We start from the raw sequence: 23969 nt of genomic DNA, 5'->3' as shown, positions 1-23969 counted from the left end.
TGTATTGAACAGAGAACAGCAGAAAGTACTGGAGCTTCTAAAAGAAATAGATACCATATGCAGAAAAAATAAGATCACATATTATCTTTCTCCGTATCTTACCCTCTGTGCGGTAACGGAGCGCCCTTTTCCCATGAATCCGGCAAGCAATGATATTTATATGAAGACCGGTGATATGGCCCGGTTTAAAAATATCTTTGAGGAAGAACCGGAGCTGCGCAGAGCTCTGGAATCAATGGAAAATAACAGCCGTTTCCCCGGATTTTTTCTGCGTTATACAGATAAAGATACGTTGTTTTATAAGCTGGACGAGTATGGAAAATACAAACATCCGGGACTGGGGATCAATATCCTTCCGCTGCAGTGTGAATATGGCCCAAAGGGAAAATATCTCTGGAACCGTATGCGCGAAGATGGATGGAAGAGAATCTACGGAAAAAAAGGCGAGTGGCGAAACCGGCGTGAGCTGGGATGTATCTGGATGGTGCGAGTCCTTTCCCTTTGCGGACGAGGCTGGCTGGCAAAGAGCATATTCCGGGATCTGCTCCGGCAGCCGCAGGATGGCGCAAAAACATATGTACTCCGGTATTTTGACCATAATCTTTATTTCCCTGTGCATATTTTTGAAAATCCCGGGGAGGCAATGCTTGGAGGAGAATCCTTTATGGTCCCGGGAAACACAGACAGCTATCTCACCCGGGCCTACGGCAAAAATTATCGAAATAAGTCAATGGAAAACTATGTTCCTGGCTCGCTGGTGGTGTGCAGCACACTGATTCCATGCGAGGAATTTCTGCAGCAGTCAAAGGAACTGAAGAAATTTGCTTCTGTCAGGAAGAAAAGGGAAAAGTGCAGGCAGTTTGGAATGAATTACCGGGAATATCTTGCACAGTGCTGGGATTATGCAAAATTCTGCGGGGAAAAATATACCTGTGCACTGGCTTATCGCAAAAAGCTCAGCTATATCCGGAATCTCTTCAAAAATGAAGATTATGTGGAACTGGAAAAAGCATTTGCAGGATATACCAGGATGAATGAGCGCTGTCTGAAATATGAAGAAGCATTTGAAACAGATCCGGAGGTTTTTGACCTGTATCTTAAGTATCTGGAAAAAACAGGAAGGGTCTCGTATATGGAGAAGGTAAAAAAATATGTCTAAGGTCAAGCTTACAGATTATGTTGTGGAATTTTTGCAGAAAAAAGGGATCCATGATTTCTTCGGATATCAGGGAACCATGATCGCACATCTGGTAGATTCCATTGAGAAGAATCCCCATGCAAGAAGTCATTCCAGCTATCATGAGCAGGGAGCTGCTTTTGCCGCCTGCGGTTATGCTCAGGCAAAGAATGCCTGCGGCTGTGCCTATGCCACCAGTGGTCCGGGAGCTGCCAATCTGCTTTCCGGTGTGGCAGATGCGTATTTCGATTCTCTTCCGGTGATCTTTATCACCGGACAGCTGAATACCTATGAATATTCCGGTATTACAGGCCTTCGTCAGCAGGGCTTTCAGGAGATCAATATGGTTTCCATGGCAAAGCCGGTAACCAAGTACGCGGTGCAGGTCCGTGATCCGAAAAATATTGTTCGTGAACTGAATCTTGCATGGCAGATCGCCAATACAGGACGGAAGGGGCCGGTTCTTATCGATCTTCCTATGAATGTGCAGAGAGGCGAGGTGGAAGATCCGGCTTATGATATGGAATTTTCCGAGGAAGAGATCGAGACAGCTGTATATGGAAAAAATGATCCGGAAAACGGGGCAGCCTTTTACAGGGATGCAGTTGCAAAGGCGGATTCTTCTGATGGAGCAGAGGCGGCAGAATATATTCTGGATAAGATCAGGACTGCAAAACGGCCGGTATTTATGATTGGTCACGGAGCTTCCGGAGAAGCAGAAAAAATGCTCACAGATCTGGCGCGTGCCCATCACATTCCGGTGATCACAAGCGTACTTGCCCGGTCCGCACTGAGCTTTGATGATCCTCTGAACTTCGGGTGCATCGGCGGTGCCTACGGACACCGGTATGCAAATATGATCGCCAATGTAAAAAGCGACCTTCTGCTCTGCTTTGGAATTTCCCTGTGTACCCGTCAGATTGGTACTAAGGTTCATGAGTTTGCGAAGAATGCCGAAATCATCCGTGTGGATATTGATCCTTATAATCTTCAAAGAGAGATCCATGAGGGAAGAGAAGGTGAGAAATGCTTTTGCGTCAGCGCAGAGACTGTGGTGCGTAAGCTGACAGAGCAGCAGGCACAGATCGGTTCCTATGAGGAATGGCTTGCTGTCTGCCAGAAGATCCGTAAGGAACTCTGGAAAGTGGACGATGAGACACCGCAGCGTTATCCGAACCGCATGATCGCATATTTGAGTGATCAGCTTTCCGATACCGGAGCGGTTGCTGTGGATGTGGGACAGCATATGGTCTGGAGCTATCAGTCCTTCCACAATCAGCAGGGGCAGAAGACACTTTTTTCCGGCGGACATGGTGCTATGGGATATGCACTTCCGGCGGCTATCGGAGCTTATTATGCTACCGGCAAGCCGGTGGCATGTATCTGTGGAGACGGAGCCTTCCAGATGAATATCCAGGAGCTGCAGTGGGTGAAGCGCGAGAATATTCCGGTGAAGATGATCGTAATGAATAATGAGGCGCTGGGAATGATCCGTCATCTTCAGAGAGATTATTTTGACTGTGTATATGCGGATACCTCCGATGGCAGCGGATTTTCATCCTGCGATTTTACAGATGTGGCGCAGGCCTACGGAATTCCTGCAAAGCGCATCCAGGGAGAAGACGTGGAAAAATATGCCGGTGGATTCCTGGAGCAGAACGGACCGGAGCTTCTGGAGATCATGCTGGAGCATGGAACCTACGCATACCCGAAGACCTGTCTGGGTGAGCCGATCCACAATCAGCAGCCTTATATACCGAAACCGATATTTGATGAACTGATGGAGCTGTAAAATGGGAAAAATAACTGTGATCACAGGCGGTACCTCCGGAATCGGAAGAGGAATCGCCGAAAAGATCCTGGCAGAGTCAGCAAAAGCTGACAGGATCTTCGTAACATATGGACATGATGAGAAGAAGGCACTGTCGTTTCAGGAGAGCCTTCCTGAGGAAAAAAGATTTCAGGTGACTTTGATAAAGGCAGATATGTCTTCCTATGAAGAGATGATGGTTTTTGTGGAGGAGCTGAAAAAGCAGACAGACCATATTGACTGGCTTGTAAGCAATGCCGGCATCAGTACCTACGCAAAATATGAAGACTACAGCTTTGAGGAGTGGACGCGGATCGTAAACACCAATCTTTCCGTACCTGTATTTATGGTCAAAGAGCTGAGATCTATGATGGTAGAGGGCGGCAGTGTGCTCTTTACCGGTTCCTATGCAGGACAGCAGGCGTATTCTTCCTCCCTTGTATATGGAGTCACCAAGGCAGCCATCCATTTCCTGACAAGATCCCTGGTAAAGGAATTTGAGCCAAAGGGCATCACAGTCAACGCTATTGCACCTGGCTTTATCGAAACTCCGTGGCACAGCGCCCGCACCCAGGAGAGCTATGACCGTATCAACCGGAAGATCGCACTCCACAGGTTTGGAACTGTGGAGGAAGTGGCGGATATGGCTTATGCAGTGCTGTCTAACGGATATATGAACGGCAGTGTGGTGGATATTCACGGTGGTTATGACTACTTTTAACCGCTTGACTATCAGTTGAAAGTGCACAGGAAGACAGAAGAAGATACGTTGTGCCTGCACATAAGGGGCTTCTTATGACTTTCTTTATCTTTCTTTATATTTAAGCGAAAAAGGCTTGACTTGTACCTATGCTCTGTGATAAAATTGACGAGCGACATGGAAGTTAGGTCTTTTTTTTATGCCCGAAAATGACGACGGATATACGTTCCGGGCGGCATAGAAGACCATGCAAATGAAAACACTGGAGGTGGAAGTTGTGCGCGTTAAGATTACATTAGCATGCACCGAGTGCAAGCAGCGTAACTACAATATGACGAAGGAGAAAAAGAACCATCCTGAGAGAATGGAGACCAAGAAATATTGTAAGTTCTGTCATACACACACTCTGCACAAGGAAACAAAGTAATCACAGAGATTTGTGAGGTTATGCTATGGAAAAACAGAAATCTGCGGATAAGCCGCAGAAGAAAAGTTGGTTTCAGGGACTTCAGTCAGAATTTGAGAAGATTGTCTGGACAGACCGTCCCACACTGGCAAAGCAGACTGTTGTGGTCGTGATCATCACGATCATCCTGGCAGTGGTTATCAGTGTAATGGATTCCGGAATTCTGGAATGCATTAATTTCTTAATGAAGTAAGGACAAGGTGATTATATGTCAGAAGCAGCAAAATGGTACGTTGTCCATACCTATTCCGGGTATGAGAACAAGGTAAAAGCCAACATTGAAAAGACGATCGAGAACAGACACCTGGAAGACCAGATCCTGGAGGTACGTGTTCCGCTGCAGGATGTAGTGGAGATGAAGAACGGAACCTCAAGACAGGTTCAGAAAAAGATGTTTCCAGGCTATGTGCTTCTCAATATGGTGATGAATGACGATACCTGGTATGTTGTCCGTAACACCCGCGGTGTTACAGGATTCGTAGGACCGGGATCAAAGCCTGTGCCTCTTACAGAAGAGGAAATGATGCCGCTTGGTATCCAGAAACCGGATATCGAAGTGGACTTCGCAGAGGGCGACATGGTAGTCGTTACCGGTGGTGCATGGAAAGATACCGCAGGTGTGATCACAGGTATCAACATGCAGAAACAGACGGTAACGATCAATGTTGAGCTTTTCGGTCGTGAAACACCGGTAGAAATAAGTTTCACAGAAATCAAAAAAGCTGAGTAATTCAAAAACAAGGTAACAGCAAGTGGGAGGGACACACCCCCGCCAATACCACATAGGAGGTGCCGAAAATGGCAAAGAAAGTAACAGGATATATCAAATTACAGATTCCGGCTGGTAAAGCAACTCCAGCACCACCTGTAGGTCCGGCTCTTGGACAGCATGGTGTAAACATCGTACAGTTTACTAAGGAGTTCAACGCAAGAACAGCTGATCAGGGAGATCTTATCATCCCGGTTGTCATCACTGTTTACGCTGACAGAAGTTTCAGCTTCATAACCAAGACTCCGCCGGCAGCAGTTCTTCTTAAGAAAGCTGCAAACATCAAATCTGGTTCCGGTACACCGAACAAGACCAAAGTAGCTAAAGTTACTAAGGCACAGGTTCAGGAGATCGCTGAGCTGAAGATGAAAGACCTCAACGCAGCATCCATCGAGGCTGCTATGAGCATGATCGCCGGTACAGCAAGAAGTATGGGAATCGAAGTCGTAGACTAATAAATACCGAAGCTTAAGTTCGGGGTTCCCGTAGAAAAAGTGAAATTTTCAAGTGGGAGGGCTTTTCCCCGCAAATACCACAGGAGGTTATAGAAATGAAACGAGGAAAGAAATATGTGGAAGCTGCGAAAGCAGTAGACCGCGCAACATTATATGATGCACCAGAGGCTATCAGCCTTGTTAAAAAAGCAGCTGTAGCTAAGTTCGACGAGACCATCGAAGTTCACATCCGTACAGGCTGCGATGGACGTCACGCAGATCAGCAGATCCGTGGAGCAGTTGTTCTGCCACACGGAACAGGTAAAAAAGTTCGTGTACTTGTATTTGCTAAAGATGCTAAGGCAGAAGAGGCAAAGGCAGCAGGAGCAGACTTCGTAGGAGCTGAGGACCTCATTCCGAAGATCCAGAACGAGGGATGGCTTGACTTTGACGTTGTAGTTGCAACACCGGACATGATGGGCGTTGTAGGTCGTCTTGGTCGTGTACTTGGACCGAAAGGTTTAATGCCAAACCCGAAAGCTGGTACTGTAACAATGGACGTAACAAAAGCTGTTAACGACATTAAAGCAGGTAAGATCGAGTATCGTCTTGACAAATCCAACATCATCCATGTTCCGATCGGAAAGGCTTCCTTTACCGAGGAGCAGTTAAGCGACAACTTCCAGACGCTTATGGGAGCTATCACAAAGGCTAGACCTAGCACACTGAAGGGTCAGTATCTGAAGAGCGTTACAATCGCTCCGACAATGGGACCTGGTGTTAAGCTTAACCCGATTAAATTAGCTCAGTAATAAATTTTAAATACCCTGTACAGAGGAAACTTTGTATGGGGTATTTTTTTATACATTTATACACCTTGATTTTTTGGGGCAAAAATCCTACAATAAGGCACAAACAGAGTTGTAACAGACCGAAAGCTCATCAGAGCTTTTTCATATAGATTTTACAGAAGAAAATAATAATCATGTTAATATAAAAAAGATGGGGAAAACGTTTCTGTAAGTAAAACTTACAGATGAATTTGTCGGAACAGGGAGTATAAATTGAGATCAAAAAAGCGTAAAGCGAAGAAAATAAAAAAACAGGTAAACAAAATAAAAATGATACTCTGCCTGGTGGTAGAGGCTATCGTGATCCTGACACTTGTAGTGATCATCGGCTGGAATAAAGGGATAGGTGACTGGATGGAGTCTCTGCAGAGACCGGTTGTCCGTAAGCTTGAGATGAGCGGTATCAACAGTCCCTATGCAGTGCTGATGCAGGTAAAAGGCGGAAAGATCATCGGAAATATGAAGGGCGATGAGAAGATCTATCCGGCTTCCATGACGAAGATCATGACGGTGATCGTGGCTATTGAGAACCTGGATGATCTGGATCAGGAGATCACTCTGACCCAGGAAATGTTCCAGGGGCTTTATGAGCAGGATGCCACCCAGGCAGGCTTTCAGCCCGGTGAGACCGTGCGGGCTATCGACCTTCTTTATGGTGCTATGCTGCCATCCGGTGCGGAGTGTTGTATCGCACTGGCGGATACCGTAGGCGGTTCCAGGGATGGATTTGTGGAGCTGATGAATAAGAAGGCACAGAGGATTGGAATGAATGGTACACATTTCTGTGATACGACAGGGCTTCATGATCCGGATCATTACAGTACAGTGAGAGATATTGCGGTGCTGCTCAGGTATGCGCTTCGGAACGATACGTTCAGAAAGATCATTGAGAGCCCGCGGCATTCCACAGGAGTGACGAATCTCCATCCCAGCGGGATCACATATTACAGTACCATGTTCAAAAATCTTTCTGACCCTTCCGTTACCGGCGGCAAGATCCTGGGCGGCAAGACAGGATATACCAGCGAGGCGGGGCTGTGTCTTGCAAGCTTTGCAGAGATCTACGACAGGGAATACATACTGGTAACGGCAGGCGCATCGGGAAATACCGGAAGCCCACTCCATGTGAAGGATGCGGTGACGATCTATAACCGCCTTGGAAAGGCCATTGAGGCACAGATGACAGGCAGTGATGGATCGGAGTCTTGAAAAGATAAAGGATAAATTTTGTGTATTGCGAAGCGTGTTGCAGAGAACGGAGTGAACAGTAATATCTTTGGATAAATAAACACTGGCACAGAGGTGTATGCTGCTGTATTGGCAGCATAACACTTCTGTGCCGTTTTTTTGATTCTTCAAAATGAAATCGTATAGCGGGAACCTGCAATGTATTCACGGCTGATGTAAAGCGGATTTCCATCAGGAGCTTCCATATAGGAATCCAGGATCAGCACGGGATCGCCGGAAGACAGACGCAAAGTTTTTGCCATATCCGGGGAAGCTGCAGTAACAGAAATAGTGCTGCGGCTGGATTCTGCGATCGTACAGCGGTAGGTGTTTTTGAGATATTCAAAAAAAGAACCGTTTTCTACAGCGTTCGGATCAAAATCCGGGAAAAGCCGTGTGGGGAGCCAGGTGTGAACATCAATAACCGGAATACTGTCAGCCAGAAGAAGACGTTCCAGGAAAAAAACTTCCTCATCCGAAGTAAGCTGCAGAAAATCAGAGGTTACGCTGTTCGCAGGTTTTTTGCAGAAGGACAGTACGTGAGATTCCGGAATCCGGTCATTCTGACGGCAGGATTCGGAAAAGCTCATATTTTTCTGGGATTCAAATTTCCGGAAGATCATGGGGGATTTTACAAAGGTTCCTTTTCCCTGATGCTTGATAAGATAGCCCTGTGTGCAAAGCTCCTCCACGGTACGTCGGACAGTGATCCGGCTGACATGGTAAAGATCGGCAAGCTCCGGCTCAGGAGGGATTTTTTCTCCGGGCTTATAAGTACCGTTTTTGATCTGCTGGGTGATGATATCCATAAGCTGCTTGTAAAGCGGCTGGATCGAATTTTTATTTAACATGAAAATATCCTTTCTGAGGTTGTTCATAAAAGATATTTTACTATAGTGCGGATGTATTTGTCCAGTAAGGGACAAACCTCTGCAGTGCGTCAGAAGGGACATTGGATGAATAATTAATCATAAATCATGAATATACTCTTTACTATAACGTTATAATATGTTATATTCTTCAAAAAGGTAAAATGCAAAAGTACAAGAAGGAAAAATTCATCTGAAAATCCGAAAAATCCTGTATTTTCAATGGATTCAGAGGATTACCAGACGAATTTCCACGAAAACCGGAGGATGAAAATGGACGCAGTAAAAATTGTAAATAAGATCAACAAAGAGCATGGAACAATCAAAAATGTGTATTTTCTTGCATGCGGAGGATCTCTTGTGGATCTGTATCCGGGATATTATTTTGTCCGTGCGGAATCCGCAGTGATAGATGCACAGTGGATCCCTGCAAGAGAGTTTGCACTGACACCGCCGAAGAAGCTGGGAAAAGACAGTCTTCTGATCATCTGCTCCCACAGTGGCAAGACAAAGGAGTGTCTGGAGGCAGCAAAAACGGGAATGGATGCAGGTGCGGCTGTTGTTACAATGACACATGCGCCAGGTTCCCCATGTGATACCGATAAATGGATCTCCGTTGTATACGACTGGGCACCGGGGGTAAAGGAAGCAGAGAAGCCTCAGGGAATCGTACTTCGTATTCTTAATGAGCTGATGAAGGTACAGGAGCCGGGATATAAGCTTTACGATAAGATCGTGGAAGGCTTTGAAAAGATCGATGATGTTATTGCAGCTGCAGTGAAGGATCAGCAGAATGCAGCATGGCTTTTTGCAGAAAAATATTCAGAGGAACCGAACCTTTATATCATGGCATCGGGAGCTTCCTATTCTCAGGCATATGGCTTTGCGATCTGCTCACTTCAGGAAATGCAGTGGATGGATTGCGGTTATCTGAACAGTGCGGAATATTTCCACGGACCGTTTGAGGTAACGGATGAGGATCATCTTTATATCCTTATGATGAGCCGGGGCAGAAACCGTATGATGGATGCGCGTGTGCTGACTTTCCTTGAAAAATACGGAAAGAAATACGAAGTGATCGATGCGGATAAGCTTGGTATGGAAGCGATTGATGACAGCTGTGTGGAATATTTTACCCCGATGCTGTTCTATACCATGACAACCGTTTACCGTACCGCTCTCCAGGACAAACGCCGCCATCCGCTGGATATGAGAAGATATATGGGCGTTGTAGAGTACTAAAGGTGTTGCTGTGCCTGTGCACAAAGAAAGGGAAAATATGAGTAAATACAGTACAAGGCTTCTTGGCTTCGGAGACAATGTAGTGGATATCTATGATCATCTGAAAACCATGTATCCAGGCGGAAACTGCGTAAACGTCAGTGTTTACGGAAAGATGGCCGGATGTGAAAAAACAGCGTATATGGGATATTTCGGAGATGACGACAGAGCAGAGCTGATCATGGATACACTGGAAAAAATCGGCGTGGAAACCGTAAAGTGCAGACAGCTGCACGGCGAGAACGGTTATTCCAGGATCACATTAAAAGACGGAGACCGTGAGTTCCTGGATTTTAATGATGGTGGTATCCGTGGAAAAACACCGTATATCCTTGATCGTTTTGATCTGGAATATATGGAAGGCTTTGATGTGGTACATAGCGGAAATTACTCTTTTACGGAGGAAGAGCTGCATAAGATCAAAGAGGCGGGAATTCCGGTTTCTTTTGACTTTTCTGATGATTCCACAGAGGAATATTATGAAAAAACAGCACCGGAGGTTACTTACGCATTTTGCTCCTTTGACGGAACCGACCAGGAGGCAGAAGAGCATCTGAAAAAGATCATCTCCATGGGGCCGAAGCTTGCCATGGCCTCCAGAGGAGCCAGGGGCTGCATTCTTTATGACGGAAGGAATTTTTACCGGCAGCCGGCAGCGCCGCTTACGGAAGTAAAAGATACTCTTGGCGCCGGGGATTCACTGATCGCATCTTTCCTTACCGGGTATATCGGAAGAATGAAAAACGGCATGGCGGAGGAAACCGCGATCTGTGAAAGTCTTGAAGAGGCAGCTGCTTTTGCAGCGGGCATCTGTGGCATGGAAGGTGCTTTTGGCTACGGAAAAAAATATGAATAGCAGGAGGGGAAAATAATGGGACGCAATGGAAAAAGCAGAGCTCTTATCTGTTTTGTACTGTGTATGATCATGGCTCTGCCGGTATATTTCAGCAGTGCAGTGGCAGTAAAAGCGGCAGAACAGCAGACCATTATCATAGGAACGAACGCAGAGTATTCACCATTTGAATACCTGGATGATAATGGAAATATTACAGGTTTTGATTACGATCTTCTGGAGGCGATCGCCAAGGAAGAAAACGTAAAGCTGGTATGGAAGGATATGCCCTTCGATTCCCTGATGGGTTCCATGGAGGCTGGTGATGTACAGGTGATCGCAGCCGGGATCGGACCTACGGAGGACCGTAAAAAAAGCGTTGATTTTTCCGATGTTTATTATACCGGTACACAGTGCATCATCAGTCGTAAGGATAATCCGATCAAGGATTTTGAGGAGATGTCCGGAAAAACCGTTGCAGTTCTGGAGGGTGCACAGAGTGATATGATCGCATCCGGCGAGACTACCGATTACGGTGAAGTTAAGGATGCCAAAGTAAAAAGATTTAAAAACGCTTCCAGTGCAGTCATGGAGCTGAAAAACGGTGGAGCAGATGCAGTTCTGATCGACAATATCATGGCTGAGATCTACTGCAAACAGAACTCAGACCTGCAGTATGAGTCCGTGCCAAGTACAGCAGAGGATACGGTTTTCTGTATTGAAAAAGGAAACACAGAGCTTGTCCAGATCATCAATGACGGGCTTGCAAAAGTAAAAAAATCCGGGGAATATGATGATCTTTATCAGAAGTATTTTGTGGATACACTTGAAAACAGCGAGGATGTGACAGATGTAACAGCAACCGATGGTTTTCTGGGACTTTTAAGCTTTATTTTCCTTCAGGATAATCGTTGGAAGTTTTATATTAACGGTCTTGGGATTACGCTGATCGTTTCCCTTTTGTCAGTGATCGTAGGTATCCTGATCGGTCTTGTAGTGGCTTTGGTACGGCTTGGAGCTGCGAAAAAAGGCAGAAGAACCATTCTTTCCACGATCGCGGATATTTATGTTGATGTGATCCGTGGAACACCGTCAGTCCTTCAGCTGATGATCATCTATTTTGCAGTGTTCCACAGCAGGCTGGGATATGTGGCAGCAGTGATCAGCTTCGGTATCAACAGCGGTGCATATGTTTCCGAGGTTATCCGCGGAGGTATTTTATCTGTAGACAAGGGCCAGAGCGAGGCTGGTCGTTCTCTGGGCCTTGGGTATAAGGATACCATGCGTTTCATTATCATTCCGCAGGCTGTAAAAACCATCCTTCCGGCAATGGGTAATGAGTTTATCCAGCTGATCAAGGAGACTTCTATTTTGGGCTATGTGGGTATCATGGATCTGACAAAGGCGGCAAGCTATGTTTCTTCCCGTACTTATCAGATGTTCATACCGCTGATCGTTGCAGGTATCATGTACTATCTGATCGTGAAGTGCCTGAGCCTTCTGCTGAAGAGATTTGAAAGGAGACTGAGAGAAAGTGATTGATGTTAAAAATCTGAAAAAGTCCTTCGGGGACGTACACGTATTAAAGGGAATCACAACTCACGTAAACAAGGGTGAGTGTATCTGCATCATCGGTCCGTCCGGCTCCGGAAAATCTACATTTCTGCGCTGCCTGAACCTTCTGGAAAAACCGGAGGAAGGCGAGATCACCGTAAACGGACAGCAGCTTCTGGATCCGAATCTGGATGTAGATAAATTCAGGGAAAATGTGGGAATGGTTTTTCAGCATTTTAATCTGTTTCCCAATATGACAGTATTGAAAAATATCACCCTTGCGCCGGTGCGCCTTGGCAAATGGAATGCAGCGGAAGCTGATCAGAAGGCGAGGGCTCTTTTGAAAAGAGTCGGCCTTGAAGAAAAAGCCGATGTCTATCCCGGAAAGCTTTCAGGCGGACAGAAGCAGAGGGTTGCCATTGCCAGAGCCCTTGCAATGAATCCCCAGGTGCTTCTGTTCGACGAGCCGACATCAGCTCTTGATCCGGAGATGGTCGGAGAGGTTCTTGAGGTTATGAAGGAGCTTGCAAAAGAAGGCATGACCATGCTGGTGGTTACCCATGAGATGGGCTTTGCAAGAGAAGTCAGTGACAGAGTGCTCTTTATGGATGATGGGGTGATTCTTGAGGATAGAAATCCGAAAGAACTGTTTGGGGATCCTCGAGAGGAAAGGACGAAGGAGTTTCTTTCCAAAGTGTTGTAGGGTTTTTCGTGGAAAAGTTCTGCTTTGAAAAAGCGGGGAAATTCGTGGGGAGGGGAGGCACTCGGAGTCGCGAAGCCCGTTTCCAATGCCATTTAGTTAGAACATAGTATTCCAAAAGATTGCAATGTATGGTAAAAAAGAATTATACATTGCAATCTTTTTTTATACAAAAGGAGGCTCGCTTATGAACTCTACTTTTGCTTCCAGTTATGAATTGCTCCTGTCTGCTATTTCTGAATTAGAACTTCAGAAGGATTCTTTTGTCCTTCACCCTGGCGTTGATTTTTCGAGAAAACGTAAGATTTCTTTTCGGGATACGATCCTCTCTCTTTTAACCATGCAGGGTGGCTCTCTTTCTACTACATCCCATGACTTTTTCCAGCACAGGCTTCCTGCTGATATCCCTTCTCTTTCCGCTATCCACCAGCAAAGGGCCAAGCTTCTTCCAGATGCCATGAATTACCTGTTTTATCATTTTACACAGAAACTTCCGGCAGGACATACTTATGATGGATTTCAGCTCCTGGCTTGTGACGGATCTGATCTGAACATCTGTTATGACCCTGCGGACAAAGAAAGCTGTAAACCTTCCGGCAATGGAAAAAGAGGCTCCAACCAGCTCCATCTCCATGCGCTGTATGATCTTTGTAATAAAAGATACACAGATATACGGATCGAAAAGACAATGGTCAGCAATGAATCCCGTGCCCTGGTACAGATGCTGGGAAATATCAGCACCCCTGCCAGAACGATCATACTGGCTGACCGGGGATATGAAACTTATCACGTTTTTGCCCATATCATGGCAAAAGGCCTGTCTTTTGTTATCCGTACAAAGGATATCTCCCGCAGGGGAGGGATCTCGTATGGTTTCCGGCTGCCTGACAGGGAACTGGACGAAGACCTGGATTTTTTTATCACACGGAGCACGGTACATTCAAAAAAAGATCCTGTCCACTATAAAAAACTTTCCTCAAGCTCCGTGTTTGATTTCCTGGATCTGGAAAAAGACGGAAAACAGGCAGTCTATCCTATGAGATTAAGAATGGTACGGTTTTTACTGGATACCGGTGGATACGAATGTATCGTTACGAATCTTGAAAGAGAAGCATTCCCTCCGTGGAGGATCAAGGAATTATACCATTTGAGATGGGGAATCGAAACATCATTCCGAAAATTAAAGTATAGCCTGGGGCTTTCCCAGCTTCATTCAAAAAAGGCGGGATACGTAGAACAGGAGATATACGCGCGCGTCATTCTGTATAATTTCTGTGAATCCGTTACCCCACATGTAAGTACTCATCAGAAAAAAACAAAATACGCTTACCAGGTGAACTTCACCATGGCTGTACATATCTGTAAAGCTTTCCTTCAAAAAAGCAGTCCTACGATCTCGCCTCATATCGAGACACTCCTGTTACGCTACCTGGTCCCGGTCAAGCCCGGCCGGAAATTTCCCCGTACCAAAAAGAGGAAAGGCTTTGTAAGCTTTGCATACCGAGTGTCCTAATATAAGAATACTATAACTTTTTTTGGATAAAAACACAAGTTATTTAAAGGATAAAAGTACGATTTCTACCCCAAAGGGGAAGTTTGCGTATTTTTTCCTCTCAAAGCACTCCAAATATCAAAACATTACAGAATGTAACATAAAGAATCATCTACAAAATGTTCTATCTAAATGGCATTGGCCCGTTTCCCCTCCCCACGCCAAAGTGTCCCCCAGAAAGGGAAACCTGCCCACTGCCAAAGTGTCCCCCCTGGAAAGGAAAAGCCCTCCGCCAGGAGCGTCCGTCAGACGCCCGACATTGTACAATATCTGGTACAATTTTCTCATTATTTTTATCAATAATACAATTACTTGTATATTATAAAGAACATACTTCCAATCTGTTGACTTTAAATCCGGAATCTGTTATCTTATGGTCGTCATGAGAAATGTTATATATTACTAACTGCGCGGGCAGTGAACGAAATATTGAGACAACAGGAAAGGATGTGTAACAAATTGGCAAAAGTTGATTTTGAACAGTGGAATGGTTTTAAGGGTAATCGTTGGAAAGAGAAGATCGATGTTCGTAATTTCATCAGTATGAACTATACACCATATGATGGAGATGCTTCCTTCCTGGAAGCACCAACAGAGGCAACAGACAAACTCTGGGGCAAGCTTCAGGAACTTCAGAAAGAGGAGCGTGCAAAAGGCGGCGTTCTTGATATGGAGACAGAGGTAGTTACAGGTATCACAGCATATGGTCCTGGATACATCGATGAGGAGCTCAAAGATCTTGAGCAGGTTGTAGGTCTTCAGACAGACAAACCTCTGAAACGTGCTTTCATGCCATACGGCGGAATCAAAATGGCAGAGCAGGCATGTGAGACTTACGGATACCATGTAAGCGACAAGATCAAAGATGTTTTTAACAACTATGAGTTCAAAACACACAACCAGGGTGTATTCGATATCTACACACCGGAGATGAAGAGAGCACGTCACAACAAGATCCTTACAGGACTTCCGGATACTTACGGACGTGGACGTATCGTAGGTGATTACAGACGAGTAGCTCTTTACGGAATCAATCATCTGATCGCAGGTAAAGAGAAAGATTTCGCAGCATGCGACCGTCAGGGTATGAGACGTTATGACTTCCAGCTTCGTGAGGAGATCGCAGATCAGATCCGTGCTCTGAAGAAGATGAAAGAAATGGCTCAGATCTATGGCTTTGATATTTCCCAGCCGGCTAAGAACGCAAAGGAAGCATTCCAGTGGCTGTACTTCGGATATCTTGCAGCGATCAAAACTCAGAACGGAGCTGCAATGAGTGTTGGACGTATCTCCACATTCCTTGATATCTATATTGAGAGAGACCTTGAGAACGGAACTCTTACAGAGAAAGAGGCACAGGAGCTTGTTGACCATATCGTAATGAAATTCCGTATGGTTAAATTCGCTCGTATCCCGTCTTACAACCAGCTCTTCTCCGGTGACCCGGTATGGGCAACTCTGGAAGTAGCAGGTATGGGACAGGACGGACGTTCCATGGTAACAAAGAACGACTATCGTTTCCTTCATACACTTGAGGATATGGGACCGGCTCCGGAGCCGAACCTTACAGTTCTCTATTCTTCAAGACTGCCTGAGAACTTCAAGAAATATGCAGCAGACATCTCTGTTACAACAAGTTCCATCCAGTATGAGAACGATGATGTTATGCGTCCGGTATGGGGCGATGACTACAGCATCTGCTGCTGTGTATCTGCTACAGAGACCGGTAAAGAGATGCAGTTCTTCGGCGCTCGTGCTAACCTTGCAAAATGCCTTCTTTACGCGATCAACGGCGGTGTTGATGAGAAGACAAAACAGCAGGTAGGACCGCAGTATCAGCCGATCACTTCCGAGTACCTTGACTATGACGAAGTAATCGCAAAATATGATCAGATGATGGACTGGCTTGCACATCTGTATGTTGGAACACTGAACATGATCCACTACATGCATGATAAATACTACTATGAGGCAGCTGAGATGGCACTTATCGATACAAAGGTTGACCGTTCCTTCGCAACAGGTATCGCCGGATTCTCACACGTAGTAGATTCCCTTTCCGCTATCAAATATGCAAAAGTAAAAGCAATCCGTGACGAGGACGGAATCACAACAGACTTCCAGGTTGAGGGTGACTTCCCACGTTATGGTAACGATGATGACAGAGCAGACGAGATCGCAACAACTCTGCTTTCCACATTCCTTGAGAAGCTGAAACACATCCATACCTATCGTGATTCCAAGCCAACCACATCCATCCTTACCATCACATCCAACGTTGTTTATGGTAAAGCTACAGGATCTCTTCCGGACGGAAGAAAAGCCGGCGAGCCTCTGGCACCGGGAGCAAACCCGTCTTACGGCGCAGAGCAGAACGGACTTCTTGCTTCCCTGAACTCTGTTGCAAAGCTTGACTATGAGGATGCCCTTGACGGAATCTCCAATACTCAGACGATCAACCCGGATGCACTTGGCCATTCTGAGGAAGAGCGTACAGAGAATCTTGTAAATGTACTTGACGGATACTTTGACCGTGGTGCACATCACCTCAATGTAAACGTATTCGGTAAAGAGAAACTTATCGATGCTATGGAGCATCCGGAAAAAGAGGAGTATGCAAACTTCACAATCCGTGTTTCCGGATACGCTGTTAAGTTCATCGACCTTACAAGAGAGCAGCAGCTTGACGTTATCGCAAGAACCTGCCACGAAAGGATGTAGTAAAAAATATGGACGACCAGAAAAAAATCACTGGCTACGTCCACTCACTGGAGAGCTTCGGCTCTGTTGACGGACCAGGAGTCCGGTATGTGATCTTTTTGAGCGGCTGCGCCATGCGCTGTCAGTTCTGCCACAATCCGGACACCTGGCAAATGAAAACAGGGATGGAGTACACAGCAGATGAGCTGCTTGAAAAAGCCTGTCGATACCGCTCTTACTGGGGAAGTAAGGGCGGTATTACTGTGAGTGGAGGCGAGCCACTGTTACAGATCGATTTCCTCACTGAGCTGTTCAGAAAAGCAAAAAAACTTGGGATCCACACAACACTTGATACCAGCGGCAACCCTTACACAGAAGAGGGTCCGTGGTATGAAAAATGGGAAGAGCTGATGAAGTACACAGATCTTGTCATGCTGGATATCAAGCACATTGATGAGGAACAGCATAAGATCCTCACAGGATGTACCAATAAAAATATTCTTGCCATGGCCCGGAAGCTTTCCGATATGGGCGTATCCATGTGGATCCGTCACGTACTGGTTCCGGAACGCAATGACCGGGATGACTATCTCCACCGGCTGGCTGACTTTATCGCAACACTGAAGACAGTTGAGAGAGTGGAGGTTCTTCCATATCACACACTCGGAATCTTTAAATGGGAAAATCTGCATATTGATTATCCGCTGAAGGGAATCAATCCGCCAACGAAAGAACGGATCGAAAATGCGGAAAAAATCCTGGGAGCAGGTACACAGTAATAAAAAAACCATATCTTATGTCGAAAAACAGACATAGATATGGTTTTTTTGATGTTCACACCAGTTCTTTGTTTTTGATCAGCATTTCTTTGATGATATCCTGTGTATAGGAACCTAAGCGGCGCTGAGTATCCCGGTCAAGCTCTGAAGGAATGATAGGCTTGCCATATTCGATCACTACGTGTGTAGGTGTCATCTTCGGGAAATTGGCCTCCCAGATATTGGCAGAGTTGCTGATCGCAATAGGAATGATCGGGCTTTTGGCTCTGGCTGCGATCTTGAAGCTGCCGTCATGGAAAGGCAGCATTTCTGTTTCATCAGCATTCTTATTTCTGGTTCCTTCCGGGAAGATACATACGGAAATGCCGGATTTCACATAGTCTGCGGCCTGGAGGATCGTTTTCAGACCCTGCTTGATATCCTCTCTGTCGAGAAAGAGACAGTAGAGATTGCGCATCCAGTTGGAGAGCAGCGGATAATGCTCCATTTCCTTCTTGGCAACATAGCCGGTGCGGATCGGACAGCGGCTGTAGGTGAGCAGGATGTCGAAATAGCTCCGGTGGTTTGCTACATAGAGAACAGCCTGATCCTTTGGAACGTTTTCTTCGCCGATGACGGTGACTTTGGCGCCTGTGATCCACAGGATGAATTTGAATATGGCCTGTACCATGCGCAGAGAGCTGATATCCTTAGTCATGGGAGAAAATTTCCCGATGATCCATTCTACAAGGAGAACCGGAATGGTCAGCACCAGATAGGCGATCACCACGATACAGACAAGTATGAATCGAATCATGTCTTTTGTCCTTTCTGTTATAGATACTTGCGGAGAGTTCCGCAGTAAGATGGTATTTTTATATTATACGAAGAAAATCCGATAGTTGCAATAAATCTTTCCCTGCTCACATAGAATAAATACTGAATAATGCAGGTGGCTTATATTATGAAAAAAGCAGTATTTCTGCGGATCGTGCTGACAGCTGCCGTGCTGGCACTGCTGCTTTCCGGGTGTCGATTTGTCCGGGTGGAGGAAGAAGAACGAAAACCGGTAGATTACACCGTTGTGGAACGCCGGGATATCCCGGAGGAGCTTTCCAGGCTTATGGAAGAAAAAAAGGAAAAGGAATTTCAGCTAAGTTATGAAACCGGAGAGGATCTTTACCTGGCCAAAGGGTACGGGCGGCAGATGAGTGGCGGATACAGCATCCAGGTAGAGGAGCTTGGAGAATCCTCGAATGGGATATTTTTTGTTACAAAACTTCTTGGACCGGAGGATCTTAAGGAGGCAGGAGTTCCGTCCTATCCCTGCATTGTGATAAAAACCCGGAAACAGGAAAAGCCGGTAACGTTCCGGGAAAGCAGCAGTCCGGTGAAAAAAGAGTCGGAGAAAGGGGAATAGACTGTGGAATTAAAAAAAGAAAGCATGCAGATATTAAAGGAAAAAAGCAGGGCAAAAAGTCAGGTCACTTTTGATGAGGATTTTAATGTACCGGATGCAAAACCGGATGCAGGAAGACTGATCCAGAATAAGGGCAGGATCATTATGGATGATGTCCGTCTTACTGACGGGAAAGGTATTCTTACGGGAAATCTGCAGGTAGATATCCTTTACGTGGGGGAAGAAAGAGGGATCGTCAGCAGTCTTACTGCAAAACTTCCATTTGAGGAAACCTTGAACCTGAAGGATATCATAAACGGGGATAAAATGTGTCTGAAGTGGGAAATTGAAGATCTTACGATCCGCCTGATCCATTCCAGAAAGCTTAATATTAAAGCTTTGGTAACTTTTTGTGCGACTGTGGATGAAACGGAACAGATCCGCCTGCCGGTGGCGCTGGATGCAGAAGAGGTATCCGTCAGAAAAAAAACAGTCCGTTTTCTGGGACTTACCGTACATAAAAAAGATACACTCCGGATCAAGGATGAGTATACCATTGCCTCCAATCGTCCGGATATCGCCAGCCTGATCTGGTATACTATGGATGTACGGGGACTGGATCTGAAGCCGGAGGAAAATGTGGTAAAGGCAAGGGGAGAGCTGTCCGTTTTTGTGCTGTACGGAGCAGAAGATACAGAAGCCCCGGTGCAGTGGCTGGAATATTCGCTGCCTTTTTCCGGAGAAGTGGAATGTCCGGACTGCACGGAGGAACTGATCCCGCTGATCGAAGCTTCGGTGATGCATCAGAGTCTGGAGGCCAAACCGGATGTCGATGGGGAAGAACGGATCCTTGTTTCGGATGTTGTGCTGGAGCTGGATATGAAATTTTTCAGGGAAGAGGAATATGATCTCATTACCGATGTGTATACACCGATCCGTGAATGTGTTCCGGAAGGAAAGAATGAGGTACTGGAACGGCTTCTGGTACGTAATTTTTCCAGATGCAGGATCAGTGACAGGATCCAGGTAAAGGAGACTCAGGGAAAAGTCCTCCAGCTGTGTCACAGTCAGGGAAAAGTGAAGATCGATAAGACCAGGATCGTAGAGAACGGTGTGCAGGCAGATGGCGTGGTCATGCTGAAAATCCTGTACATTATTGGAAATGATGATATGCCGTTTTATTCCATGGAGGCAATGATACCGTTTTCCCATATGGTGGAAGCAAGAGGGATCCGGCAGGACAGCTGTTATCAGTTAAAAGCAAAGCTGGAGCAGCTTTCCGCAGCCATGGCAGATGGAAACGAGATCGAGATCCGGGCAACTGTAGGACTGGAGCTTCTGGCAGTTGCCAGAGAACCGGTATTTATCATTGAGAAAGTAGAGGAAAAACCACTGGATATGAAAAAACTCCAGGCTATGCCGGGAATCCTGGTTTATATGGTAAAACCGGGAGATGAATTGTGGGATATCGCAAGGAAATATCACACATCTATCCAGGAGATCCGGACGATCAATGCTCTCAAGGAAAATCAGGAACCCTCTCCGGGAACTCCGCTTCTTGTTGTGAAAAAAGTGGAAGGTCAGATCAAATAAAAAGTGGAATATTTTGCTGTTGAAAAGAATGTAAAAATCATATAAAATACATGTATAAATACTGTATACAAAGTACAAATGGAGGGGCTTATGCGTTTAAAAGCAATGGCAAAGATCAATCTCGGACTTGATGTTCTGGGAAAGAGAGAGGACGGTTATCATGAGGTACGCATGATCATGCAGACCATCCGTATGTATGATATCCTGGATATCAGAAAGACCAGACGGCCGGGGATCGTACTGACGACCAATCTTCCGTTTATTCCTACAGATCAGAGAAATCTTGTATATAAGGCAGCACAGATGCTGATGGAGGAGTTCGATGTTGAAGAGGGACTTTCCATCAAGCTTCGTAAAATTATCCCGGTGGCAGCAGGCATGGCAGGAGGCAGCTCCGATGCAGCGGCCGCATTTGTGGGTGTGAACCGGATGTTCCATTTAGGGCTTACCGAAGAACAGCTGATGGAACGTGCAGTAAAGGTCGGAGCAGATGTTCCGTATTGTATCATGCGGGGAACAGCTCTTGCGGAGGGAATCGGAGAGAAGCTGACCAGACTTCCGGAAGTTCCGAAATGTTATGTTCTGATAGGAAAACCGGGGATCAATGTTTCCACAAAAACAGCCTATGAGAATCTGAATCTGGAAGGGATCGGAAAACATCCGGACATTGATGGACTCATCGGAGCTATCAGAAATAATGATCTGTATGCCATGGCATCCAGAATGGAGAATGTATTTGAACCGGGGATCATCCGACAGTATCCCGTGATTGGCAATATCAAGAACCTCATGGAAGAAAAAGGTGCGCTGAAAGCCGTGATGAGCGGAAGCGGTCCTACTGTGTTTGGAATCTTTGATAACAGAGATAAGATGGCCGCGGCAGCCAGAAGCCTCAGAAAGAGCGGGCTTGCAAAGACTGTATTTGCCACGGATATTTACAATAGAGATGGAGGAGTTACAAATGACAAGTGATTTTTCTGTGGATATGAATGAATATCTGCCGCTTCGGGATGTTGTTTTTAACACCTTGCGGCAGGCAATCCTGAAGGGAGAGCTGAAGCCGGGCGAAAGACTTCTGGAGATCGCCCTTGCAGAGCGTCTTGGCGTGAGCAGAACACCGGTGCGTGAGGCTATGCGCAAGCTGGAGCAGGAAGGTCTTGTAGCGATGATCCCACGCAGAGGTGCGCAGGTAGCCAGCATCACAGAGAAGGATCTGAACGATGTTCTGGAGGTGCGTATCGCCCTCGAAAATGTTGCCATAGAAAAAGCGTGCAAGCTGATCACAGAGGATGAGCTGGGAAGGCTCTGGGTGGCAGCCAAGGAATTTGAAAAAACAAAAGCAGAGGGAAATCTGGTCCGTCTGGCGGAAACCGATGTGGCTTTCCACGAGATCATATATCAGGCTTCTGATAATAAGCGTCTGAATCAGGTCCTGAATAATCTCCGTGAGCAGATGTATCGCTATCGTGTAGAGTATCTGAAGGAGGAGCAGACAAGAAATCTTCTGGTCAGTGAGCATGAAGAGCTGGTAAAGGCCATCCGTGAAGGAGATGTGCAAAAGGCGCAGGATATTTCTTTCCATCATCTGGAGAATCAACGAAAAGCGATCATCCGTACTATCCGTGCGGAGAATGAGACCAAAGAGGCCGAGAAAAAAGAATAAGAACCGGATATGCGGGAATATTAAGAGAGATGTCATTGTGGCATCTCTTTTTTTAACCGAATCAAGTAAGTCCCCTGTTTCAATTGCGAAAAGCAATAAGCAGTGGGGGAACTTGCTGTAAAGGATGGTGGCTTTATGGAAACAAGGAAGATATCGATATCTCTTCATGAAAATGAATCGTATATCCGGAAACGGTGTGAAAACTGCGATGATATCCTGATCAGGCCCATGCGCCTTGGTGAGGGACATAAGGCGGACTGTCTGATGGTCTATATTGAGGTTGCGGTTTCAAACATGATGCTGGATGATTCTGCTATCGGAAAAATGATCAATCATTTCTGGGAGATCCCGGAGGAAAAGATCCGGGAATTTATCCGCCGAAACAGCCTTGGAATTGCAGATGTGAAGGAGCTGTCTTCCATGGAGGAGGTATTTGGTGCCATTCTTTCGGGAAATGCAGTTTTCTTTCTGGATGGATACGACAAAGCAATGAAAATTTCCAGTAAAGGATATCCGGGGCTGGCTGTATCAGAGGTGAAAACGGAAAAGGTCCTCAGAGGCTCCAAGGAGGGGTTCTGTGACAGTGTAAAAACCAATGCGGCCCTTGTGAGAAAGCGGATCCGGGATACCAGGCTGAAGGTGGAGCAGAGCAGCATCGGTGTACGCTCCAATACGGTGGTACAGCTTCTTTATGTGGAGGATCTGGTCCATGAGGAGCTTCTGACTGCTGTGAAAGAGCGCCTGGAATCTTTTGCAGTGGACGGGATCCTGGACAGCGGGATGCTGGAACAGCTGACAGAAGAAGCATGGTATTCTCCCTTTCCTCAGTTTCAGACAACGGAGCGGCCGGACCGGGCTGCCCAGGAGCTGCTGAATGGAAAAGCAGTTCTGCTCTGTGACAATTCGCCGGTGGCACTGGTGGTTCCCGGAGCATTCAACAGTTTTATGGAAAGCAGTGAAGACTGGTACAACCGTTTTGAGATGGCATCCTTCCTGCGGGTGCTCCGGTATCTGGCCATGGCTGTGGCAACGCTGCTCCCCGGACTTTATCTGGCTGTGATCCGGTTTCATACACAGATCCTTCCGGCGAATCTGATCCTTTCCTTTGCACAGGCAAGAGAGGGCGTTCCATTTTCCAGTGTAGTGGAGCTGGTGTTCCTGGAACTGTCTTTTGAGTTGATACGGGAGGCTGGTGTGCGGATCCCGGGAGCTCTTGGAAATGCCATTGGGATCGTAGGAGGACTGATCATCGGACAGGCTGCGGTGGAGGCCAATCTTGTCAGCCCGGTGGTAGTGATCATCGTGGCACTGACAGCACTGGGATCACTGGCTATACCTAATGAGGAATTTGCTTCTGCATTCCGGCTTCTGAAGTACGCTTTTCTGTTTCTGGGAGGATTTCTAGGTATATTCGGAATCGTATTGGGACTGTATCTCACCATGGCGCATCTGGCAGGACTTTTAAGCTTCGGTGTCCCATATCTGGTACCTTTTGTAGAGAAGAACAGTGAGGCGGAAACCGGTGGAAGGATTTTGCGACAGCCCTTCCGGAAGCGTAAATTCCGGCCGCTGTATGCCAGAAATGCCCAGAAACGCAGGCTTCGGACAAGGCCATGGAGCCGGAAAGGATAAAG

The 23969-nt window shown here is 46.3% G+C and carries 23 protein-coding genes; 21 read left to right on the top strand and 2 right to left on the bottom strand.

Features of this window, described 5'->3' with window-relative positions:
- Positions 1-4: 4 nt before the first annotated feature.
- From V9W66_RS08205 to V9W66_RS08165, 9 genes are all read left to right on the top strand, one after another.
- Positions 5-1159 carry a LicD family protein gene (locus V9W66_RS08205; RefSeq protein WP_144095641.1) on the top strand — a complete coding sequence of 385 codons (1155 nt, stop codon included), beginning with the start codon at positions 5-7 and terminating at the stop codon, positions 1157-1159.
- Positions 1152-2969: a thiamine pyrophosphate-binding protein gene (locus tag V9W66_RS08200; protein ID WP_144095643.1), complete on the top strand. Its 1818-nt coding sequence runs from the start codon at positions 1152-1154 to the stop codon at positions 2967-2969. The genes V9W66_RS08205 and V9W66_RS08200 overlap by 8 nt, the downstream gene beginning before the upstream one ends.
- A gap of 1 nt (position 2970) precedes the next feature.
- The gene (locus tag V9W66_RS08195; RefSeq protein ID WP_144095645.1) at positions 2971-3708 is read left to right on the top strand and encodes an SDR family NAD(P)-dependent oxidoreductase; all 738 of its coding nucleotides are present in this window, start codon (positions 2971-2973) and stop codon (positions 3706-3708) included.
- A gap of 256 nt (positions 3709-3964) precedes the next feature.
- Complete coding sequence (rpmG, locus tag V9W66_RS08190) at positions 3965-4114, top strand: 50S ribosomal protein L33 (RefSeq protein ID WP_044961412.1); 150 nt, start codon at positions 3965-3967, stop codon at positions 4112-4114.
- A 25-nt stretch (positions 4115-4139) separates the two neighbouring features.
- Positions 4140-4346 (top strand): preprotein translocase subunit SecE, encoded by a 207-nt coding sequence (secE, locus tag V9W66_RS08185; RefSeq protein ID WP_118515828.1) that lies wholly within the window; start codon positions 4140-4142, stop codon positions 4344-4346.
- A 15-nt stretch (positions 4347-4361) separates the two neighbouring features.
- Entirely contained in the window at positions 4362-4883 is a 522-nt protein-coding gene (gene nusG / locus V9W66_RS08180) for a transcription termination/antitermination protein NusG (RefSeq protein WP_015525332.1), read from the top strand.
- Positions 4884-4951: 68 nt separating this feature from the next.
- Complete coding sequence (gene rplK / locus V9W66_RS08175) at positions 4952-5377, top strand: 50S ribosomal protein L11 (RefSeq protein ID WP_015525333.1); 426 nt, start codon at positions 4952-4954, stop codon at positions 5375-5377.
- Positions 5378-5472: 95 nt separating this feature from the next.
- Positions 5473-6168, top strand: coding sequence for a 50S ribosomal protein L1 (gene rplA, locus V9W66_RS08170; protein WP_015525334.1), 696 nt, complete (start codon positions 5473-5475; stop codon positions 6166-6168).
- A 252-nt stretch (positions 6169-6420) separates the two neighbouring features.
- Positions 6421-7416 carry a D-alanyl-D-alanine carboxypeptidase family protein gene (locus V9W66_RS08165; RefSeq protein WP_330575436.1) on the top strand — a complete coding sequence of 332 codons (996 nt, stop codon included), beginning with the start codon at positions 6421-6423 and terminating at the stop codon, positions 7414-7416.
- Between the two features lie 146 nt (positions 7417-7562).
- Here the strand turns inward: V9W66_RS08165 and V9W66_RS08160 are convergent, their stop codons facing one another.
- The gene (locus tag V9W66_RS08160) at positions 7563-8285 is read right to left on the bottom strand and encodes a GntR family transcriptional regulator (RefSeq protein ID WP_186290118.1); all 723 of its coding nucleotides are present in this window, start codon (positions 8283-8285) and stop codon (positions 7563-7565) included.
- Between the two features lie 291 nt (positions 8286-8576).
- Here V9W66_RS08160 and V9W66_RS08155 point away from each other — a divergent pair, with 291 nt between their 5' ends.
- The 7 genes from V9W66_RS08155 to pflA all read left to right on the top strand — a co-directional run bounded on the left by V9W66_RS08155 (position 8577) and on the right by pflA (position 17701).
- Positions 8577-9545, top strand: coding sequence for an SIS domain-containing protein (locus V9W66_RS08155; protein WP_144095649.1), 969 nt, complete (start codon positions 8577-8579; stop codon positions 9543-9545).
- Between the two features lie 37 nt (positions 9546-9582).
- Positions 9583-10440: a PfkB family carbohydrate kinase gene (locus V9W66_RS08150; RefSeq protein ID WP_144095651.1), complete on the top strand. Its 858-nt coding sequence runs from the start codon at positions 9583-9585 to the stop codon at positions 10438-10440.
- A gap of 15 nt (positions 10441-10455) precedes the next feature.
- Positions 10456-11958, top strand: coding sequence for an ABC transporter permease subunit (locus V9W66_RS08145; RefSeq protein ID WP_144095653.1), 1503 nt, complete (start codon positions 10456-10458; stop codon positions 11956-11958).
- A complete protein-coding gene (locus tag V9W66_RS08140; RefSeq protein ID WP_144095655.1) occupies positions 11951-12673 on the top strand; it encodes an amino acid ABC transporter ATP-binding protein in 723 nt (240 codons plus the stop codon). Before V9W66_RS08145 ends, V9W66_RS08140 begins: the two co-directional genes overlap by 8 nt.
- 184 nt (positions 12674-12857) lie before the next feature.
- Positions 12858-14183 (top strand): IS4 family transposase, encoded by a 1326-nt coding sequence (locus tag V9W66_RS08135; protein ID WP_186290058.1) that lies wholly within the window; start codon positions 12858-12860, stop codon positions 14181-14183.
- Between the two features lie 498 nt (positions 14184-14681).
- Positions 14682-16943, top strand: a complete 2262-nt coding sequence (pflB, locus tag V9W66_RS08130; protein WP_243121585.1) for a formate C-acetyltransferase — start codon at positions 14682-14684, stop codon at positions 16941-16943.
- An 8-nt stretch (positions 16944-16951) separates the two neighbouring features.
- Positions 16952-17701, top strand: a complete 750-nt coding sequence (gene pflA / locus V9W66_RS08125; RefSeq protein ID WP_144092583.1) for a pyruvate formate-lyase-activating protein — start codon at positions 16952-16954, stop codon at positions 17699-17701.
- A 55-nt stretch (positions 17702-17756) separates the two neighbouring features.
- Here the strand turns inward: pflA and V9W66_RS08120 are convergent, their stop codons facing one another.
- Entirely contained in the window at positions 17757-18497 is a 741-nt protein-coding gene (locus tag V9W66_RS08120) for a lysophospholipid acyltransferase family protein (RefSeq protein ID WP_015525341.1), read from the bottom strand.
- Positions 18498-18644: 147 nt separating this feature from the next.
- Here V9W66_RS08120 and V9W66_RS08115 point away from each other — a divergent pair, with 147 nt between their 5' ends.
- The 5 genes from V9W66_RS08115 (at position 18645) to V9W66_RS08095 (ending at position 23967) form a co-directional block, all read left to right on the top strand.
- Entirely contained in the window at positions 18645-19100 is a 456-nt protein-coding gene (locus V9W66_RS08115; RefSeq protein ID WP_114001930.1) for a protease complex subunit PrcB family protein, read from the top strand.
- Between the two features lie 3 nt (positions 19101-19103).
- Entirely contained in the window at positions 19104-20672 is a 1569-nt protein-coding gene (locus V9W66_RS08110; RefSeq protein WP_186289974.1) for a DUF3794 and LysM peptidoglycan-binding domain-containing protein, read from the top strand.
- A 90-nt stretch (positions 20673-20762) separates the two neighbouring features.
- A complete protein-coding gene (ispE, locus tag V9W66_RS08105) occupies positions 20763-21644 on the top strand; it encodes a 4-(cytidine 5'-diphospho)-2-C-methyl-D-erythritol kinase (RefSeq protein WP_144092585.1) in 882 nt (293 codons plus the stop codon).
- The gene (locus V9W66_RS08100) at positions 21634-22335 is read left to right on the top strand and encodes a GntR family transcriptional regulator (RefSeq protein WP_144092587.1); all 702 of its coding nucleotides are present in this window, start codon (positions 21634-21636) and stop codon (positions 22333-22335) included. Before ispE ends, V9W66_RS08100 begins: the two co-directional genes overlap by 11 nt.
- A 135-nt stretch (positions 22336-22470) precedes the next feature.
- Positions 22471-23967, top strand: coding sequence for a spore germination protein (locus V9W66_RS08095; RefSeq protein WP_022427304.1), 1497 nt, complete (start codon positions 22471-22473; stop codon positions 23965-23967).
- The last annotated feature ends 2 nt before the right edge of the window (positions 23968-23969 follow it).

Source organism: Blautia massiliensis (ex Durand et al. 2017), from assembly GCF_051861785.1.
GTDB classification, from domain to species: domain Bacteria; phylum Bacillota; class Clostridia; order Lachnospirales; family Lachnospiraceae; genus Blautia_A; species Blautia_A luti_A.
The sequence above is the reverse complement of the archived record's forward strand: the minus strand, read 5'-3'. Positions and strand labels throughout refer to the sequence as shown.

Bases quoted from the DNA above. Each gene is read 5' to 3' on its own strand.
- V9W66_RS08135 (WP_186290058.1), top strand. From the start codon at position 12,858: ATGAACTCTACTTTTGCTTCCAGTTATGAATTGCTCCTGTCTGCTATT.
- pflA (WP_144092583.1), top strand. From the start codon at position 16,952: ATGGACGACCAGAAAAAAATCACTGGCTACGTCCACTCACTGGAGAGC.
- V9W66_RS08095 (WP_022427304.1), top strand. From the start codon at position 22,471: ATGGAAACAAGGAAGATATCGATATCTCTTCATGAAAATGAATCGTAT.
- V9W66_RS08155 (WP_144095649.1), top strand. From the start codon at position 8,577: ATGGACGCAGTAAAAATTGTAAATAAGATCAACAAAGAGCATGGAACA.
- V9W66_RS08115 (WP_114001930.1), top strand. From the start codon at position 18,645: ATGAAAAAAGCAGTATTTCTGCGGATCGTGCTGACAGCTGCCGTGCTG.
- V9W66_RS08150 (WP_144095651.1), top strand. From the start codon at position 9,583: ATGAGTAAATACAGTACAAGGCTTCTTGGCTTCGGAGACAATGTAGTG.
- V9W66_RS08145 (WP_144095653.1), top strand. From the start codon at position 10,456: ATGGGACGCAATGGAAAAAGCAGAGCTCTTATCTGTTTTGTACTGTGT.
- rplA (WP_015525334.1), top strand. From the start codon at position 5,473: ATGAAACGAGGAAAGAAATATGTGGAAGCTGCGAAAGCAGTAGACCGC.
- V9W66_RS08200 (WP_144095643.1), top strand. From the start codon at position 1,152: ATGTCTAAGGTCAAGCTTACAGATTATGTTGTGGAATTTTTGCAGAAA.
- V9W66_RS08120 (WP_015525341.1), bottom strand. From the start codon at position 18,497: ATGATTCGATTCATACTTGTCTGTATCGTGGTGATCGCCTATCTGGTG.
- V9W66_RS08195 (WP_144095645.1), top strand. From the start codon at position 2,971: ATGGGAAAAATAACTGTGATCACAGGCGGTACCTCCGGAATCGGAAGA.
- V9W66_RS08160 (WP_186290118.1), bottom strand. From the start codon at position 8,285: ATGTTAAATAAAAATTCGATCCAGCCGCTTTACAAGCAGCTTATGGAT.
- rplK (WP_015525333.1), top strand. From the start codon at position 4,952: ATGGCAAAGAAAGTAACAGGATATATCAAATTACAGATTCCGGCTGGT.
- secE (WP_118515828.1), top strand. From the start codon at position 4,140: ATGGAAAAACAGAAATCTGCGGATAAGCCGCAGAAGAAAAGTTGGTTT.
- ispE (WP_144092585.1), top strand. From the start codon at position 20,763: ATGCGTTTAAAAGCAATGGCAAAGATCAATCTCGGACTTGATGTTCTG.
- V9W66_RS08100 (WP_144092587.1), top strand. From the start codon at position 21,634: ATGACAAGTGATTTTTCTGTGGATATGAATGAATATCTGCCGCTTCGG.
- nusG (WP_015525332.1), top strand. From the start codon at position 4,362: ATGTCAGAAGCAGCAAAATGGTACGTTGTCCATACCTATTCCGGGTAT.